The 14,870-nt window shown below is 54.7% G+C and carries 25 protein-coding genes; 18 read left to right on the top strand and 7 right to left on the bottom strand.

Going from position 1 to position 14,870, the window contains the following annotated elements:
* Positions 1-135 precede the first annotated feature (135 nt).
* From rpsM to LEPTO7104_RS39915, 7 genes are all read right to left on the bottom strand, one after another.
* Positions 136-519: a 30S ribosomal protein S13 gene (rpsM, locus tag LEPTO7104_RS0106000; RefSeq protein ID WP_026072414.1), complete on the bottom strand. Its 384-nt coding sequence runs from the start codon at positions 517-519 to the stop codon at positions 136-138.
* A gap of 199 nt (positions 520-718) precedes the next feature.
* Complete coding sequence (rpmJ, locus tag LEPTO7104_RS37960) at positions 719-832, bottom strand: 50S ribosomal protein L36 (RefSeq protein WP_071527191.1); 114 nt, start codon at positions 830-832, stop codon at positions 719-721.
* A 187-nt stretch (positions 833-1,019) separates the two neighbouring features.
* Positions 1,020-1,421 (bottom strand): photosystem II protein Psb27, encoded by a 402-nt coding sequence (gene psb27 / locus LEPTO7104_RS0105995; RefSeq protein ID WP_017297651.1) that lies wholly within the window; start codon positions 1,419-1,421, stop codon positions 1,020-1,022.
* Between the two features lie 151 nt (positions 1,422-1,572).
* A complete protein-coding gene (locus LEPTO7104_RS0105990) occupies positions 1,573-3,459 on the bottom strand; it encodes a R3H domain-containing nucleic acid-binding protein (protein ID WP_017297650.1) in 1,887 nt (628 codons plus the stop codon).
* 29 nt (positions 3,460-3,488) lie between these two features.
* Positions 3,489-4,793, bottom strand: coding sequence for a circadian clock protein LdpA (gene ldpA, locus LEPTO7104_RS32910; protein ID WP_083887010.1), 1,305 nt, complete (start codon positions 4,791-4,793; stop codon positions 3,489-3,491).
* A 100-nt stretch (positions 4,794-4,893) separates the two neighbouring features.
* A complete protein-coding gene (gene ndhN, locus LEPTO7104_RS0105980) occupies positions 4,894-5,361 on the bottom strand; it encodes an NAD(P)H-quinone oxidoreductase subunit N (protein WP_017297648.1) in 468 nt (155 codons plus the stop codon).
* Between the two features lie 28 nt (positions 5,362-5,389).
* On the bottom strand, positions 5,390-5,734 hold the full coding sequence (locus tag LEPTO7104_RS39915; RefSeq protein WP_155523536.1) for a hypothetical protein: 345 nt from the start codon (positions 5,732-5,734) through the stop codon (positions 5,390-5,392).
* Between the two features lie 96 nt (positions 5,735-5,830).
* On the opposite strand from LEPTO7104_RS39915, the gene rplC reads away from it, so the two are divergent.
* The 18 genes from rplC (at position 5,831) to rplO (ending at position 14,752) form a co-directional block, all read left to right on the top strand.
* Positions 5,831-6,466, top strand: a complete 636-nt coding sequence (gene rplC / locus LEPTO7104_RS0105975) for a 50S ribosomal protein L3 (RefSeq protein WP_017297647.1) — start codon at positions 5,831-5,833, stop codon at positions 6,464-6,466.
* Between the two features lie 67 nt (positions 6,467-6,533).
* Positions 6,534-7,166: a 50S ribosomal protein L4 gene (rplD, locus tag LEPTO7104_RS0105970; RefSeq protein ID WP_017297646.1), complete on the top strand. Its 633-nt coding sequence runs from the start codon at positions 6,534-6,536 to the stop codon at positions 7,164-7,166.
* Complete coding sequence (locus tag LEPTO7104_RS0105965; RefSeq protein ID WP_017297645.1) at positions 7,159-7,464, top strand: 50S ribosomal protein L23; 306 nt, start codon at positions 7,159-7,161, stop codon at positions 7,462-7,464. The genes rplD and LEPTO7104_RS0105965 overlap by 8 nt, the downstream gene beginning before the upstream one ends.
* 57 nt (positions 7,465-7,521) lie before the next feature.
* A complete protein-coding gene (gene rplB / locus LEPTO7104_RS0105960) occupies positions 7,522-8,385 on the top strand; it encodes a 50S ribosomal protein L2 (protein WP_026072412.1) in 864 nt (287 codons plus the stop codon).
* 78 nt (positions 8,386-8,463) lie between these two features.
* Positions 8,464-8,742, top strand: a complete 279-nt coding sequence (gene rpsS, locus LEPTO7104_RS0105955; protein WP_026072411.1) for a 30S ribosomal protein S19 — start codon at positions 8,464-8,466, stop codon at positions 8,740-8,742.
* A 24-nt stretch (positions 8,743-8,766) separates the two neighbouring features.
* Complete coding sequence (gene rplV, locus LEPTO7104_RS0105950; RefSeq protein ID WP_017297642.1) at positions 8,767-9,123, top strand: 50S ribosomal protein L22; 357 nt, start codon at positions 8,767-8,769, stop codon at positions 9,121-9,123.
* Between the two features lie 74 nt (positions 9,124-9,197).
* Positions 9,198-9,929: a 30S ribosomal protein S3 gene (rpsC, locus tag LEPTO7104_RS0105945; protein ID WP_017297641.1), complete on the top strand. Its 732-nt coding sequence runs from the start codon at positions 9,198-9,200 to the stop codon at positions 9,927-9,929.
* A 57-nt stretch (positions 9,930-9,986) separates the two neighbouring features.
* Positions 9,987-10,406, top strand: coding sequence for a 50S ribosomal protein L16 (rplP, locus tag LEPTO7104_RS0105940; RefSeq protein WP_017297640.1), 420 nt, complete (start codon positions 9,987-9,989; stop codon positions 10,404-10,406).
* A gap of 3 nt (positions 10,407-10,409) precedes the next feature.
* On the top strand, positions 10,410-10,658 hold the full coding sequence (gene rpmC, locus LEPTO7104_RS0105935; protein ID WP_017297639.1) for a 50S ribosomal protein L29: 249 nt from the start codon (positions 10,410-10,412) through the stop codon (positions 10,656-10,658).
* Between the two features lie 16 nt (positions 10,659-10,674).
* Positions 10,675-10,926 (top strand): 30S ribosomal protein S17, encoded by a 252-nt coding sequence (gene rpsQ, locus LEPTO7104_RS0105930; RefSeq protein WP_017297638.1) that lies wholly within the window; start codon positions 10,675-10,677, stop codon positions 10,924-10,926.
* A 9-nt stretch (positions 10,927-10,935) separates the two neighbouring features.
* A complete protein-coding gene (rplN, locus tag LEPTO7104_RS0105925; RefSeq protein WP_017297637.1) occupies positions 10,936-11,301 on the top strand; it encodes a 50S ribosomal protein L14 in 366 nt (121 codons plus the stop codon).
* Positions 11,301-11,648, top strand: coding sequence for a 50S ribosomal protein L24 (gene rplX / locus LEPTO7104_RS0105920; RefSeq protein WP_017297636.1), 348 nt, complete (start codon positions 11,301-11,303; stop codon positions 11,646-11,648). Before rplN ends, rplX begins: the two co-directional genes overlap by 1 nt.
* Before the next feature lie 63 nt (positions 11,649-11,711).
* Positions 11,712-12,257, top strand: a complete 546-nt coding sequence (gene rplE / locus LEPTO7104_RS0105915) for a 50S ribosomal protein L5 (protein WP_017297635.1) — start codon at positions 11,712-11,714, stop codon at positions 12,255-12,257.
* 26 nt (positions 12,258-12,283) lie between these two features.
* Positions 12,284-12,685 carry a 30S ribosomal protein S8 gene (rpsH, locus tag LEPTO7104_RS0105910; protein ID WP_017297634.1) on the top strand — a complete coding sequence of 134 codons (402 nt, stop codon included), beginning with the start codon at positions 12,284-12,286 and terminating at the stop codon, positions 12,683-12,685.
* 100 nt (positions 12,686-12,785) lie between these two features.
* Entirely contained in the window at positions 12,786-13,325 is a 540-nt protein-coding gene (gene rplF, locus LEPTO7104_RS0105905) for a 50S ribosomal protein L6 (protein WP_017297633.1), read from the top strand.
* Between the two features lie 3 nt (positions 13,326-13,328).
* Complete coding sequence (gene rplR / locus LEPTO7104_RS0105900) at positions 13,329-13,688, top strand: 50S ribosomal protein L18 (RefSeq protein WP_017297632.1); 360 nt, start codon at positions 13,329-13,331, stop codon at positions 13,686-13,688.
* Positions 13,689-13,747: 59 nt separating this feature from the next.
* On the top strand, positions 13,748-14,269 hold the full coding sequence (rpsE, locus tag LEPTO7104_RS0105895; RefSeq protein ID WP_017297631.1) for a 30S ribosomal protein S5: 522 nt from the start codon (positions 13,748-13,750) through the stop codon (positions 14,267-14,269).
* A 36-nt stretch (positions 14,270-14,305) separates the two neighbouring features.
* Positions 14,306-14,752: a 50S ribosomal protein L15 gene (gene rplO, locus LEPTO7104_RS0105890; RefSeq protein ID WP_017297630.1), complete on the top strand. Its 447-nt coding sequence runs from the start codon at positions 14,306-14,308 to the stop codon at positions 14,750-14,752.
* Positions 14,753-14,870 lie beyond the last annotated feature (118 nt).

Raw genomic sequence — 14,870 nt, 5'->3', positions numbered from 1 at the left:
TGCGTAACTGTCGGTGAGCAGTTGAGATTGGCAAGCACCGCTAAACAGTCAGAAAAACTCGCTCCAGAGACCAGCGAGCTTCCGTATCTCAGCCCTCGCGGTTGCATCATAAAGGGCAGAGAGTTAGGTCTGACTCTACTTCCGCGGCGCCTTCTTCTTGCCAGCGACGGTGCGGCGGGTGCCACCTCGACGGGTGCGAGAATTGGTACGAGTGCGCTGGCCTCTAACAGGTAGCCCAGCTCTATGACGTCGACCGCGGTAAGAACCAATGTCCATCAGCCGCTTGATATTCATGCTCTCAAGCCGCCGCAGATCACCTTCCACCTGGTAATCGCTCTCTACAGAGTCTCGCAGCTTAGCCACATCAGCGTCGGTAAGATCTTTAACGCGCACGTCAGGATCGACCCCGGTTTTTGCCAGAATCTCCTTCGAGCGGGTAAGACCAATGCCGTAAATGTAAGTCAAGCCAATTTCAACTCGTTTGTCACGTGGTAAATCCACGCCTGCTATCCGTGCCACCTTAACTATCTCCCCGAATATTTGGTTTATCCATGCAGCCCAATAATGGCTACCCAGCAATTCCCGTTGGGCCGCTGCCCGGACAACAAAAAGCCCGATTCAATTACTAAAACCGCCTTGGCTAATAGGCCTATTCAATTTATTCAGTCGCCCCTTGAACATTGAGCCTTTTCCTAAAGAAAAGACACCTGAGCCAAACCTACCCTTGCCGCTGCTTGTGCTTAGGGTTTGAACAAATCACCATGACCCGGCCACGGCGGCGGATCACTCGACACTTATCACACATCTTGCGCACAGACGCACGGACTTTCATGTCCAACTCGCACTTTACTACAGAATTGCTATGCTAGCAAACTGATGGCAGCCCGTCAATCAAAAGTTTTAGGTTCTGCCGTTGGCGCGGGCATTTCCCTAGAGTTTCTTCTAAAACGTTTCCTTGGGAGCCTGGAGCTAGCATCGTGTTTAAGCGGTTCAACTGGGGAGATATAGGATTCCAACAGCTAGGCCCCGCGCTTGAGGGCAGCTTCCACCTGCTTAAGTTCTTGCTCGACTCGGGTCTTCAGCTTGTCCGGCAGAGGGCGATTGGGGTAGCTGCTGTAGTGGCCTGCAATCGCGTTTAGTGCCGTACGCATGGTCGTAAATGAACTCAGGTTAGCTACGGCAGTATCTCGGCGGTAGCGGGAGGCGAAGTCGCTGATGACGGCTTTGGCCTCGGCCTGGGCCTCGGGCTTGGTGGGATCATCATCAGGTAGGGCGATCGCTGTTCTGAGGCTGTCCACCAGCATCAGAGTGTCCTGGCGGTAGTCGCCAGTCAGCAAACCGCTAGTTCCGGCGCTGCATCCGGTTAGGCCAATAACAGCAACCAAGACCAGGGCAAAAAGACGAGAAATTAAGGATTTCATGGGCTTCTTTCAAAGGTTTCAGGCAAGATTTCAGACCGAATGACGGACGATTAGCCCTAAGCTATAGCCACACTGGCGTCGTTTCGGTGCTCTCATTCTATAGTGCTCTGTGGCCATAGTGTTCTGCGTCTAGGCTGGAGCGGTCTATGCCTTAGGCAGGATAAATGCGTAACCGTCGGTTAGGTTCTTCGCCACAGCTTAAGGATTTGAGGCGATAGTGCTCGGCTAGTTCATGCTGCATTTTACGAATGTGGGCCGATCGCGGCAGCAGTTCTACCGGCTGGCCCTGAGGGATAACGATTTGCTCTACGGCTAGGCGGGCCTCTTCCAAAGCTTCTAGTTCATCGTCGCCACCGCTGTGACTAAACAGTCCCAGATCCACAGCGGCGGGGTTGTCGTCCATATCCAGCAGACGCTGGAGGGCACGGGTAATTTGAGGGATGCTGTTGGATTTGACCAAATGGACGGGGATTTGCCGCCCCTGAGCCATATGTTTTAGCTTTGCCTGGGCTTTGGCGTGCGATCGCAGCGCCAAAACCGCATCAGCATCGTCCAAGTCCTTAGTGATTACCACTGGCATGTGAAGGGTTTGGATCACCCGCTCTAGCTGGTGGCGGCTAAGGCCGTAGGGATAGAGGCGCACAGCATCTTCCCCATTGGGACCCACAATATCGCCGTCATCGACGAGGTCCAGCAGGTGGGCAAACATCGGGTCAGTGGTCGGTTTGGAGCCAAAAACTTGCCCTAATGGTCGAACATTGCCGCCATTGCCCAGGCTGCGCTGGGCGATCGCCGGGCTAGGCGTAGGCGGCACCATCTGACCAGCCGCTCGCCAGCCCAGACCCGAGCGCGAAGGCTTCGACACCTCTCGGCCTGAACCAGGGAGTTCATGGGTAATGACGACCTTCTGATTTTCATCCACGGTGCGAATTTGCAGCCCTGGCTGACGCCCCCGCAGCAGATTGTCAATGGTGACAGTCACATCGTCATGGACAGCCCAGCGCTGACGCTCCAGCATTTCCACAGCGATGTCAAAGGTGGGCGGCGCTTTGCGCTCCAGCACGCTTTTCTGGCTCCCCCGACGGCGAGCCTCCTCATCCCCCAGGGTGACCGACTGAATGCCGCCAATGAGATCTGAGAGAGTGGGATTCTTGATCAGGTTTTCTAAGCGGTTGCCGTGGGCGGTGCCCACCAGCTGCACCCCCCGTTCAGCAATGGTGCGAGCAGCGAGTGCCTCTAACTCAGTGCCAATTTCGTCAATCACAATGACTTCAGGCATGTGGTTTTCCACCGCTTCGATCATCACTCGGTGCTGTTCTTCCGGTCGGGCGACCTGCATGCGTCGGGCACGGCCAATCGCAGGGTGGGGAATGTCGCCATCCCCAGCAATTTCGTTGGAGGTATCGATAATCACCACCCGCTTTTGCAGATCGTCGGCCAGTACGCGGGCAATCTCGCGCAGGGCGGTGGTTTTGCCTACCCCAGGACGCCCCAGCATCAGAATCGAGCGCCCTGTTTCAACCAAATCGCGAATCATGCCGATGGTGCCGAAGATCGCCCGGCCCACTCGACAGGTAAGCCCAATGACTTCCCCAGAACGGTTGCGAATAGCGCTAATCCGGTGCAGGGTTTTCTCAATACCGGCCCGATTATCCCCGCCGAAGCTGCCCACCCGCTTGATACAGTGATCTAAATCGGCGTGAGTAACAGGCTCCTCAGACAGGTACTCGGCGCTGTCGTAGAATCTGGCCTCGGGCAGACGGCCTAGATCGAGAACGACCTCAATCAAATTTTGGTGTTGGGGATGCTGAATCAATCGCGCGCGAATTGAAGGCGGCAAAATACTCAGTAGCTGATCTAGATCGTCGATGGGCGGGGCTTGGGCAGGAACAGATTGATTGGAGGCTGTCCCTTCAAGTTTGGTGGGTGAAAATTCCACGGCGAGATTATCAGAAGTGGCAGAAATGTCGTTTGTGGTCTCTAAAGGGGCATTATCGCCCAATTCATCATCGCTGCGGTCGTTGCTATAGCTAACCATACCGTGCTGATAAAAAGTGTCGAGCGGACTTATGCTGACTTGAGCTGGTTCACCAGTCCCTGGGATAAAGCCAAACCTTGCCCCAGGGCGCTTTCATCTAGCCGTCGCCAGGGTGCATCGGCAGCATCGAAGGCGGCAGCTTGGGATCTAGGCGATACCCATTGACCATTGGGGAACTGGTTTAGGGAAGCGTTTCCTAGCCAGGGCTGAAGTTCGTGGTCAATAGCGTCGAGCAAAGGCATGACCTGCGATCGCGCATAGCTACCGTAGGCAATGCCTGCAATTCTGTCGTGAATCGAGCCTAAATCCTCAGGGTCTAGCCTCAAAGCTAGGGAGGAAGGTAATTCACTGGATTGACAATTGCTGAGATGAGAAGCAGAAAGCGAGTTGTTTATCAAACCGAGTTCAGTCAACTTACTTACAGTGTAGCCATTGGTTCCGCCAGCGGGTTGCACGTAGCCCGGTAACCCAGCTGCCAGAATTTTTTGAGCCAGACGAATAGCAGCGTGGGTCGTGCCTTTGCCCAAGTCGCCGCTCATGGGGCGGCCGTCGGTTTGCCAAATTAGTGGCACACCTAAGGGAGCCATCAGGGTGCAGAGATCCCTTAGGTAGGGCACCACCTGGTCGTGGTCGGGGCAGCTAATAGACACCAGCTTCAGGTATGGCATCCAGGGCTGCAACTGCCGCCAAAGCTGCTCAAACTGAGACTGATGTCCGGTTTGGGTATGGATCTCAACGGCGTCGATCTGGCTGAGTTGGGTCGTTGGGAAAGCCGTAGGACTGGCTAGATGAGGCCGGGCTTCAATGGTCTTAATTGGGCAAACGGCAATACAGCGTCCGCAGCCATAGCAGAGATTCTCCACGACACCACCGCAATTAACGGCCTGAAACTGAATCGCGGCAGTGGGGCAGATCGACGCGCAAGGGCGATCGCAATCCGATGGACAGTGACCTACATCAAAGTAAGCCTTGCGAAAGTGGGGGTCTTCGCTGTCGTTGAGGCTAACCATCAGCCAGGGCGCATGGGACCGTAAGCTGTGATTGTTCCATCTGGGTGCTTTGCGATCGCTCAAATGACCGGCTATCCACACCGCGTCATCTAGTCCTCTACGGGCAGCAGCCACAACAGCCCCATCGGCGGCCACATCAATGCAATCTACCCCAGCAAGGGCATAAAGCATGACCAATCGCCGCACCGCTGGCATGTCCTGATAGCTAGCACCACAAATAAGCTTTACCCACCGCCCTAGCTGAAGCGAACGACAGGGAGATACAGATAAGCTTCTTGCAATACCACTCCCAGCGGCAGTTCCAGGGGAGGTTTCAATATTCATTGTAGATCGCACATTCAGGTCGTAAGCCCTGACGGGGTTCCCCTAGCTTCCCTAAGTGGTGAGTTAGGCAAGCCCAGAGGTAGAAGACCAACCCCAAAACCTAAACCAAATTAGCCAGGGGTTCCCAGGTAAAGTAACGGCTCCCACCCATTTCTACCACCACCTTAACTCGAGGCTCGGTAGTCGGCAGACTGACCAGGTAGGCCAGCTCCTGCCGCGACAAGATGTGCCCTTCAATCAGCCATAGCACCATGCCCTTTGCGCCGGGAGCCATAGATTCCAGGCGATAGGTCAGCAGGGGAGGAATAAAATAGGTGTAACCCACCGCCGCACCGCTGCCCAAGGATTTTTTGCCCAGGTGGGCTGGACGCACCCCATGAATAGCGGTTAGGTAAGATGACACATCTCCCAAGCCGCGGGCGGTCAGATTCATCGTTTCGTAGCCAGTGGCCTTGAGACGGCGCTCGTAGCGCCCTTCGAACCCACCTTCTAAGGGCATGCGAACGGCGATCGCGCCGTTGCTCTCCAGATCTTTGATAAAGGGTTTGCCCGTTGTCAGCAGCGCCATAGTTGCCCCCGGCAAGTTAATACAGCTGTCATTGTACTGTGTTCAAGATCAGGAGTAAAACCAGCCAGCAGGGTTCTGCGACTAAAATTTTCCCTGCGCAGGAATTCTTTTTCCTAAGGGGAACTTTTTTGGAAAAAGGTATAGACATATCCAAATTAGGCGTGTAGTATGGTAAATCGCCGACGAAAAGGATACTGAGTGGCTCAGTGAGCTGCCCAAGTCCTGGCATTTGGCCATTCTGATTGCTTGTCACCCCTGAGGTTGATGGTTTCCAGGCTGAAGAGTTTGAACCAAAATCAGAATGAGCTGGCTTTCTTTTGAACTGTGGCCGATTTGCATCGGCAGCACTCATCCCGGTGGATTTCTCCTGCATGGGATGTTCAAAAGTTGATGTTGTTGCAGATGCGCAAAGCTCTCAAACCAGAGAGTCCTGCGCATCTCATAGTGTGTTAATTAGGGAGACAGGGCTGTGGCAGTCGGTATTCTCGGCAAAAAATTGGGCATGACCCAAGTGTTCGATGAGGCAGGTAATGCCATCCCCGTGACAGTGGTGCAAGCTGGGCCTTGCGTTGTTACCCAAATTAAAACCCCCGATACCGATGGCTATGCGGCCATTCAGCTCGGTTTTGATGAGGTTGCTGAGAAGGCCTTGAACAAGCCTAAGCTGGGCCACTTGGCTCGCTCTAGCAGTACTCCGCTGCGTCATCTTAAGGAGTATCGAGTGGATGCTGCCGACGGTTTCGAGCTGGGACAGACGGTCACGGCTGAGACGTTCACTGCCGGTCAAATGGTGGATGTCACCGGAAAGAGCATGGGTCGCGGCTTTGCCGGCTACCAAAAGCGCCACAACTTCCGTCGTGGTCCCATGGCCCACGGTTCCAAGAATCACCGTTTGCCCGGCTCTACTGGTGCAGGTACTACCCCTGGTCGGGTTTATCCTGGCAAGCGGATGGCTGGCCAGATGGGCAACGCTAGGGTGACCATCCGTAAATTACAGGTGGTACGGGTCGACAGCGATCGCAATCTGCTGCTAATCAAAGGCGCTATTCCCGGCAAACCCGGTGGGTTGCTGAGCATTGCCCCAGCCCAATGGGTTAAGGCTTAAACATCAGTAGGCGGCAGCATTTCGAGCCTTTGGGCATTCAAAGCGTTTTAAGGGATGGGTTCAGACAATGGTTGAGTGCGTTGTAAAAAACTGGGAGGGCGAAGAGGCGGGTACGGCATCCCTAGAGCTTCAGGTTGCCAAAGAAGAGTCTGCCTCTCACATCGTCCACCGTGCCCTGGTGCGGCAAATGAACAATGCCCGGCAGGGCACAGCTTCTACCAAAACTCGCGCTGAGATCCGGGGCGGTGGTCGCAAGCCTTGGCGGCAAAAGGGAACGGGGCGAGCCCGCGCTGGGTCTAACCGCTCTCCCCTGTGGCGTGGCGGCGGCGTAATTTTCGGCCCAAAGCCTCGCGATTACAGCGTCAAGATGAATCGCAAGGAGCGTCGTCTGGCCCTGCGCACCGCCCTCCAGAGTCGGGTTGACGATCTGGTGGTAGTGGAAGGGTTTGAGGATAAGTTTTCTCGGCCCAAGACCCGCGAGTTGCTCGATGCCATGGGCCGCTGGGGCATCGACCCCAACGCCAAGATCCTGCTAATCATTGCTGAGCGCCAAGAGCTGGTATACCTATCGGCCCGCAACATTGAGAATGTCAAGTTAATCACCGCTGTCAATCTCAATGTCCATGATTTGCTCAACGCAGACCATCTCGTGATTACGTCCCCGGCCCTTGAGGCCATCCAGGAGGTTTACAGTGATTAATGCCGCTAACACCCCATCTTTGGCCGATCTAATTCGTCGGCCTCTGGTAACTGAGAAAGCTACCCTCCTGCTTGAGAACAATCAGTACGTGTTTGAAGTTGACCCCCGCGCCAACAAACTGCAAATCAGGGCAGCGATCGAAGAATTGTTCGATGTCAAAGTGGTTGCCGTTAACACCTACAACCCTCCCAAGAAAAAGCGTCGGATGGGTCGTTTTGTGGGCAACCGCCCCCACTACAAGCGCTCTGTGGTCACCCTGGCCGCCGGAGATTCTATTCCTCTCTTCCCCGATCTCTAGCAGGATCTAAAGCCTGATTTCTCAGCCGTTTTTGCCGTGTAGCCAGCAAGTATTTCCATGGGCATCCGTTCTTATAGACCTTATACCCCAGGCACGCGTGAGCGAACCGTCTCCGAGTTCGCCGAGATTACCCGCAGCGAGCCTGAAAAGTCTCTGACCCGCTCTAAGCATCGTCCCAAGGGACGGAACAATCGAGGGGTGATTACCTGCCGCCATCGGGGTGGTGGGCACAAGCGCCTCTACCGGGTCGTAGATTTTCGCCGCGATAAGCTCGGGGTGCCCGCCAAAGTTGCCTCCATTGAGTACGATCCCAACCGCAACGCGCGCATTTCTTTGCTGCACTACGAAGATGGCGAAAAGCGCTACATCCTTTGCCCAGCTGGATTGACCGTGGGCAGCACGGTAATTTCTGGACCAGATTCTCCTTTAGAGGTTGGCAACGCTCTACCTCTCTACAAGATTCCTCTGGGTACGACAGTCCATAACGTCGAGATGCAGGCGGGCAAAGGCGGGCAAATGGTGCGCTCGGCTGGGGCAGGAGCTCAGCTGGTAGCAAAGGAAGGGGATTACGTCACGCTTAAATTGCCCTCCACTGAAGTGCGCATGGTGCGTCGCGAGTGCTACGCCACCATTGGCCAGGTAGGCAATGCCGATATTCGTAACGTCAGCCTCGGCAAGGCGGGCCGAAAACGCTGGATGGGTCGCCGCCCAGAGGTTCGTGGCAGTGTTATGAACCCTGTGGATCACCCCCACGGCGGTGGTGAGGGTCGGGCCCCAATCGGGCGATCGGGGCCTGTTACCCCCTGGGGTAAGCCTGCCCTGGGCTACAAAACCCGCAAGAAAAACAAAGACAGCGATAAGTACGTGGTACGCCGTCGTCGTCGTGTATCTAAGAGGGGTCGAGGCGGGCGTAACGCCTAGATACTGTGGTTTGGTTTCTGTATCGGTGGGCTGTTTCTTGATTGTGGCTGTTGTGATTTTTATGGGGACTGAAGAATAATGTCTCGCTCATTGAAAAAAGGCCCCTTTGTGGCCGATCATTTGCTCTCTAAAATCGAAGCCCTCAACGTCAAGGGCGACAAGCAGGTGATTAAGACCTGGTCGAGGGCATCTACGATTCTGCCCCAGATGATTGGCCATACCATTGCTGTACACAACGGTCGTCAACATGTACCGGTCTATGTTACCGAGCAAATGGTGGGCCACAAGCTAGGTGAGTTCGCTCCGACGCGAACCTTTCGCGGCCACGCTAAGACCGATAAAAAAGCTCGTCGTTAGGTATTAGGTAGAGGAATTGGAGAAATGGCTGTAGATACCTCAGAGCAGGTTAAAGCGGTGGCTCGCTACGTGCGAATGTCACCCCGTAAGGTTCGCAGAGTGCTTGATCAGATTCGCGGCAAGAGCTACCGCGATGCACTAATCATTCTAGAGTTCATGCCCTACAAGGCCTGTGAACCGATCATTAAAGTGCTGCGCTCGGCAGTTGCCAATGCTGAGAACAACAATGGACTTGACCCCGCTGGCCTTGTAGTGAGCGAAGCGTTTGCTGATGCTGGCCCTGCACTAAAGCGATTTCGTCCTCGTGCTCAGGGGCGGGCTTATCAGATTCGCAAGCCAACTTGCCACATCACTATTGCCGTAGCTCCTGCTGCCGAGTAGCTATTCTCAACATAGACCAATACCGCCGTCCAAACGCCAGTTGTCAAAGCACCAATTTCCAGAGGGTTTAGTTCGTGGGACACAAGATTCATCCAACCGGGTTTCGCCTTGGCGTTGTTCAAGACCACCGCTCTCGCTGGTTTGCCGAGGGAACTCGCTATCCTGACCTGCTCCAAGAGGACTACCGCATTCGCGAGTATGTTCAAAAGACTTTGAACAACGCGGGTATCTCCGACATTCGTATTGAGCGCAAGGCTGACCAGATTGATCTTGAGGTACGCACGGCTCGCCCTGGGGTAGTTGTAGGTCGTGGTGGTGCAGGTATTGAAGCTCTGCGCGTTGGGGTGCAGAAACTGCTTAAAGACCCTAGCCGCCAGATCCGAGTCAATGTAGTTGAGGTAAATCGGGTCGATGCCGATGCTGCGCTAGTAGCTGAGTACATTATTCAACAACTAGAGCGCCGGGTTTCCTTCCGCCGGGTAGTACGTCAGGCAATTCAGCGGGCCCAGCGGGCGGGAGTTGAGGGTATCAAAATTCAGGTGAGCGGTCGCCTCAATGGGGCTGAAATTGCTCGCACTGAGTGGACCCGTGAGGGCCGGGTACCCCTCCACACCCTGCGGGCTGATGTCGATTATGCCTATACCACTGCCCAAACTACCTACGGAATTTTGGGCGTTAAAGTCTGGATTTTCAAAGGGGAAATTATTCCTGGGCAGGAGGAAACTCCGGCAGTACCCAATGCCCAACCCCGACGTCGGCAGCCCCGACGCCGACAGCAATTTGAAGACCGCTCTAACGAAGACTAGAGTCTGCCCCGCATCACTTTGAACAATTTTTATCTGTGACTTCACGAGTGCCGATCCATGCTTAGTCCAAAACGAACTAAATTTCGCAAGCAGCACCGCGGGCGTATGCGCGGAATGGCTCAGCGGGGCAGTGACATCAACTTTGGCGATTTCGCCCTTCAGGCGACTGAACCCTGCTGGTTGACGTCTCGTCAGATTGAAGCAGCCCGACGAGCGATGACTCGCTATGTACGGCGGGGCGGCAAGATCTGGATTCGAGTTTTTCCCGATAAGCCTGTGACCATGCGCCCGGCAGAAACTCGGATGGGTTCTGGTAAAGGGAATCCAGAGTACTGGGTCGCGGTGGTGAAGCCTGGTCGTATCGTTTTCGAAATTGCTGGAGTACCGGAAGCTACAGCCCGTGAGGCTATGCGACTTGCCGCCTTTAAGCTGCCCTTCAAAACCAAGTTCATCGCGCGAGACAGCAAGGAGGCATAGGTAATGGCACTGTCGAAAATAAAAGAGGCGCGCAGCCTGAGTGACGAAGAACTACTAAATGCGATCGCTGAAACCAAGCGCGAGCTGTTTCAACTGCGATTTCAAAAGGCTACCCGTCAGCTCGATAAACAGAATCACCAGTTTAAGCACGCTCGTCATCGCCTATCTCAGCTTATGACGGTTCAGCGGGAGCGCCAGCTGGCGGACCTTGAGGAGAAAGCAGGGGCCACAACAGAATCGGTATCAGTGTAGGGAATAGGTGAACTAGATGGCGGTCAAAGAACGAGTGGGGATGGTGGTCAGCAACAAGATGGATAAAACCGTTGTTGTTGCCGTAGAGAGTCGCACCTCCCATCCTAAGTACGGCAAGATTGTGGTGCGAACCAAGCGCTACAAGGCCCACGACGAGGAGAACACGTGCCAGGAGGGAGACCAAGTGCGGATTCTTGAAACCCGTCCCCTGAGCCGAACCAAGCGCTGGGTGGTGGCTGACATTGTTAATCGCGCAGCAGACGCGTAGGGGGAGATTGTGATTCAGCAGGAATCGTACTTAAACGTGGCGGACAACAGCGGGGCTCGGAAGCTCATGTGCATCCGGGTTCTAGGCGGTAACCGTCGCTATGCTGGCGTAGGCGACGTGATTATCGCCGTTGTCAAAGATGCACTGCCCAACATGGGCGTGAAAAAGTCAGATGTGGTTCGGGCTGTAGTAGTGCGCACCAGGAAGGGGCTGCGCCGCAGCAGCGGCATGAGCATTCGTTTTGATGATAACGCAGCGGTGATCATCAACCAAGACGGCAACCCCAAGGGTACCCGTGTGTTTGGCCCTGTAGCCCGTGAGCTGCGCGACAAGAACTTTACCAAGATTGTGTCGCTAGCACCGGAGGTTCTCTAATGGCAACAGCATCTAAAAAAACCGTGCGCCACAAGATTCATGTGCGTAAGGGGGATACGGTTCAGGTAATTGCTGGGCGCGATCGCGGCAAGGTGGGCGAAGTACTCGCAGTTATCCCTAAAACCAGCCAGGTGGTGGTTGAGGGCGTCAACATTCGCACCAAGCACGTTAAACCTCAGCAGGAAGGCGAATCGGGTCAAATTGTCACCCAAGAGGGTCCCGTTCACAGCTCTAACGTCATGCTCTACTCCGAGAAAGAGAAAGTAGCTAGCCGTGTTGCTCATACCTTTACCGAAGATGGCCGTAAGGTGCGCATGCTGAAAAAGACCGGAGAAATTATCGACTAGGCCCACCGACCCACTCTGAAAATCTAGTCCTGACCAAGACCAGGAAAGCAGAAGAAGCGACCCATGACCGACCAGCTCAAGACCATATACAAAGACACGGTCGTACCTAAACTGATGGAGCAGTTTAAGTACGAGAACATCCACCAAGTGCCTAAGGTCTTCAAAGTGACCGTTAACCGCGGACTTGGAGAGGCATCCCAGAATGCCAAGGCGCTGGAATCCTCCCTGAGCGAATTGGCCCTGATTACCGGTCAGCGTCCGGTGGTTACTCGCGCCAAGAAAGCGATCGCAGGTTTCAAAATCCGCCAGGGTATGCCCGTAGGAGTCATGGTAACGCTGCGCTCCGACCGCATGTACGCCTTTCTAAACCGCCTGATCAACCTGACCCTGCCCCGCATTCGCGACTTTCGCGGCATTAGCCCCAAGAGCTTCGATGGGCGCGGCAACTATACCCTGGGCCTGCGAGAGCAATTAATCTTCCCTGAAATTGATTACGACAGTATTGATCAAATCCGCGGTATGGACATCACCATTGTGACCACCGCCAGCACCGATGAAGAAGGCCGAGCGCTACTCAAGGAATTGGGTATGCCGTTCCGTGACAATTAACACAGGTTTATACGCGTACTAGAACTATGGCTGCTAACGACACAATTGCGGATATGTTGACTCGCATCAGGAATGCGAATCTAGCGCGGCACCAAACCGTGAGCATTCCTTCTACTCGGATGACCCGGAGTATTGCCAAAGTCCTGAAAGAGGAGGGTTTTATTACCGACTATTCTGAAACCACCGTCGAAGAGCGGCCTCAGATAGTCGTCGCCCTCAAGTACAAGGGCAAGACCCGTCAGCCTATCATTCGTAATCTCACCCGCGTCAGTAAGCCCGGTCTACGCGTGTACTCCAACCGGAAAGAACTGCCTCGAGTGCTGGGCGGTATCGGCATTGCCATTGTTTCCACCTCTAGCGGCATTATGACCGACCGCGATGCTCGGCGTCAGGGTATTGGTGGTGAAGTGCTTTGCTATGTCTGGTAGAGCAGGCCAGGCGGTTAGGTGAGTAGCGAGCCTGTGTTACTACCCTGCTACTAGTCACAAAGGGCGTTATTGAGTGCTAAGGATTTAGGAGTTTTGCATCATGTCACGTATTGGCAAACGGCCAATCCCAGTCCCGGCTAAGGTGTCAATCACGATTGACGGTCAGGATGTTCAGGTCAAAGGACCCAAGGGCGAGCTGTCTCGTACCCTGCCTAGCGGCGTAGTCATTGTTCAGGATGGCGACACTATACTGGTGAACCGCAAGGATGATTCTCGAATAGCTCGAGAGCGTCACGGTCTCTGCCGTACCCTGGTGGCCAATATGGTCGAAGGGGTCTCCAACGGCTATCAAAAGCGCCTTGAGATTCAGGGCATTGGTTATCGGGCGCAGGTACAGGGTCGCAACCTCAACCTCAGCCTTGGGTATAGCCATCCTGTGGTGTTTGAGCCTCCCACAGGCATAGAATTTGTGGTTGAAAATAATACCAATGTCATCGTCAGCGGTATTGATAAAGAGCTGGTAGGTAACATTGCGGCCAGTATTCGGGCCAGTCGCCCCCCAGAACCCTACAAGGGTAAGGGCGTGCGCTATGCCGGTGAGCAGGTTAGACGTAAGGCTGGTAAGTCAGGGAAGAAATAAGCTATGAAAGCAAGTCGTAAAGAATTAACCCATCGCCGCCACGCTCGCATCCGTCGTCGCGTGTTTGGCACTGCCGAGCGGCCTCGTCTGGCCGTATTTCGCTCGAACCAGCATATCTATGCTCAGATCATTGACGATACGGCCCACCATACCCTGGTGGCCGCTTCAACCGTTGAGCCTGATGTGCTAAAGAATGAGTCGGGCGCTACCCAAGACTCAGCTACAGTAGTCGGCAAACTGGTGGCCGAGCGCGCTTTGAAAGCTGGCATTACTCAAGTTGTGTTTGACCGGGGTGGCAAGCTTTACCACGGGCGGGTAGCGGCCCTGGCCGAAGCAGCTCGTGAAGCTGGCTTGAGTCTGTAACTGCTACGAGAATAGAAAACACTTGATTCTGCTTGATGTAAATAAGGCTGGGGAAAGGCATGGCAAACCGTCGCAAAGAAGCGCGTACTAAAGAGAAAAAAACCGACTGGCAAGAGCGCGTCGTTCAAATTCGCCGCGTGACCAAGGTGGTGAAGGGGGGTAAAAAGCTCAGCTTCCGCGCCATTGTTGTCGTCGGCAATGAGAAGGGTCAAGTCGGCGTTGGGGTCGGCAAGGCTGGAGATGTGATTGGTGCCGTGAAGAAGGGCGTAGCGGATGGCAAAAAGCATCTGGTAGATGTGCCTTTGACCCGTTCCTACTCAATTCCCCATCCCTCCAACGGCATAGGCGGTGGTGCCAAGGTGTTTATGCGTCCTGCGGCCCCTGGTACTGGGGTAATTGCAGGGGGTGCCGTGCGCACCGTGCTAGAGCTGGCTGGAGTTCGCAACGTGCTGGCCAAGCAGCTCGGATCTAACAACCCTCTCAACAATGCCCGAGCTGCCGCAGATGCTCTGGCCTCCCTGCGCACCTTCGCTGATGTAGCCGAGGAGCGGGATATTCCAGTTGAACAACTGTACGTTTAATATCTTTCGGTATCGCTGTTTTTATTTTCCTCAGCCATGAGAATCAACGACGCACAACCACAAGCAGGCTCTAAGCGCCGCCGTCGCCGCGTTGGTCGCGGCATTTCTGCGGGCCAGGGTGCCAGCTGCGGCTTCGGTATGCGGGGCCAAAAATCGCGATCGGGTAGCGGTACTCGGCCCGGTTTTGAGGGTGGCCAAATGCCCCTCTATCGGCGCATTCCCAAGCTCAAGCATTTCCCTCTGGTAAATCAGAAGGAATACACCATCATCAACGTCAAAGGACTGTCCGATCTGGCGGCGGGTACCGAGGTATCCCTGGAGTCGCTGCTAGAAGCCGGTATATTGACGACCAACGACGGCCCTTTGAAGGTGCTGGGCGATGGAGAACTGGGCGTAGCGCTGAGTGTCAAAGCAGCGGCTTTTACTCAGTCTGCTAAGGAAAAAATCGAGCGGGCAGGCGGTACCTGCGAGGTGATCGCCTAGCGAGATGGTTCTTCCATCCCTTAAACTAAGGTTGGAGTTATATCTATGGTGACTGTAGGTAGTTGCCGTGGATACTAATTGCAACGAATGTATTGCTAACTGTAGGGCTGAGGTACTT

It is taken from the genome of Nodosilinea nodulosa PCC 7104, from assembly GCF_000309385.1.
GTDB classification, from domain to species: Bacteria; Cyanobacteriota; Cyanobacteriia; order Phormidesmidales; family Phormidesmidaceae; genus Nodosilinea; species Nodosilinea nodulosa.
The sequence above is the reverse complement of the archived record's forward strand: the minus strand, read 5'-3'. Positions and strand labels throughout refer to the sequence as shown.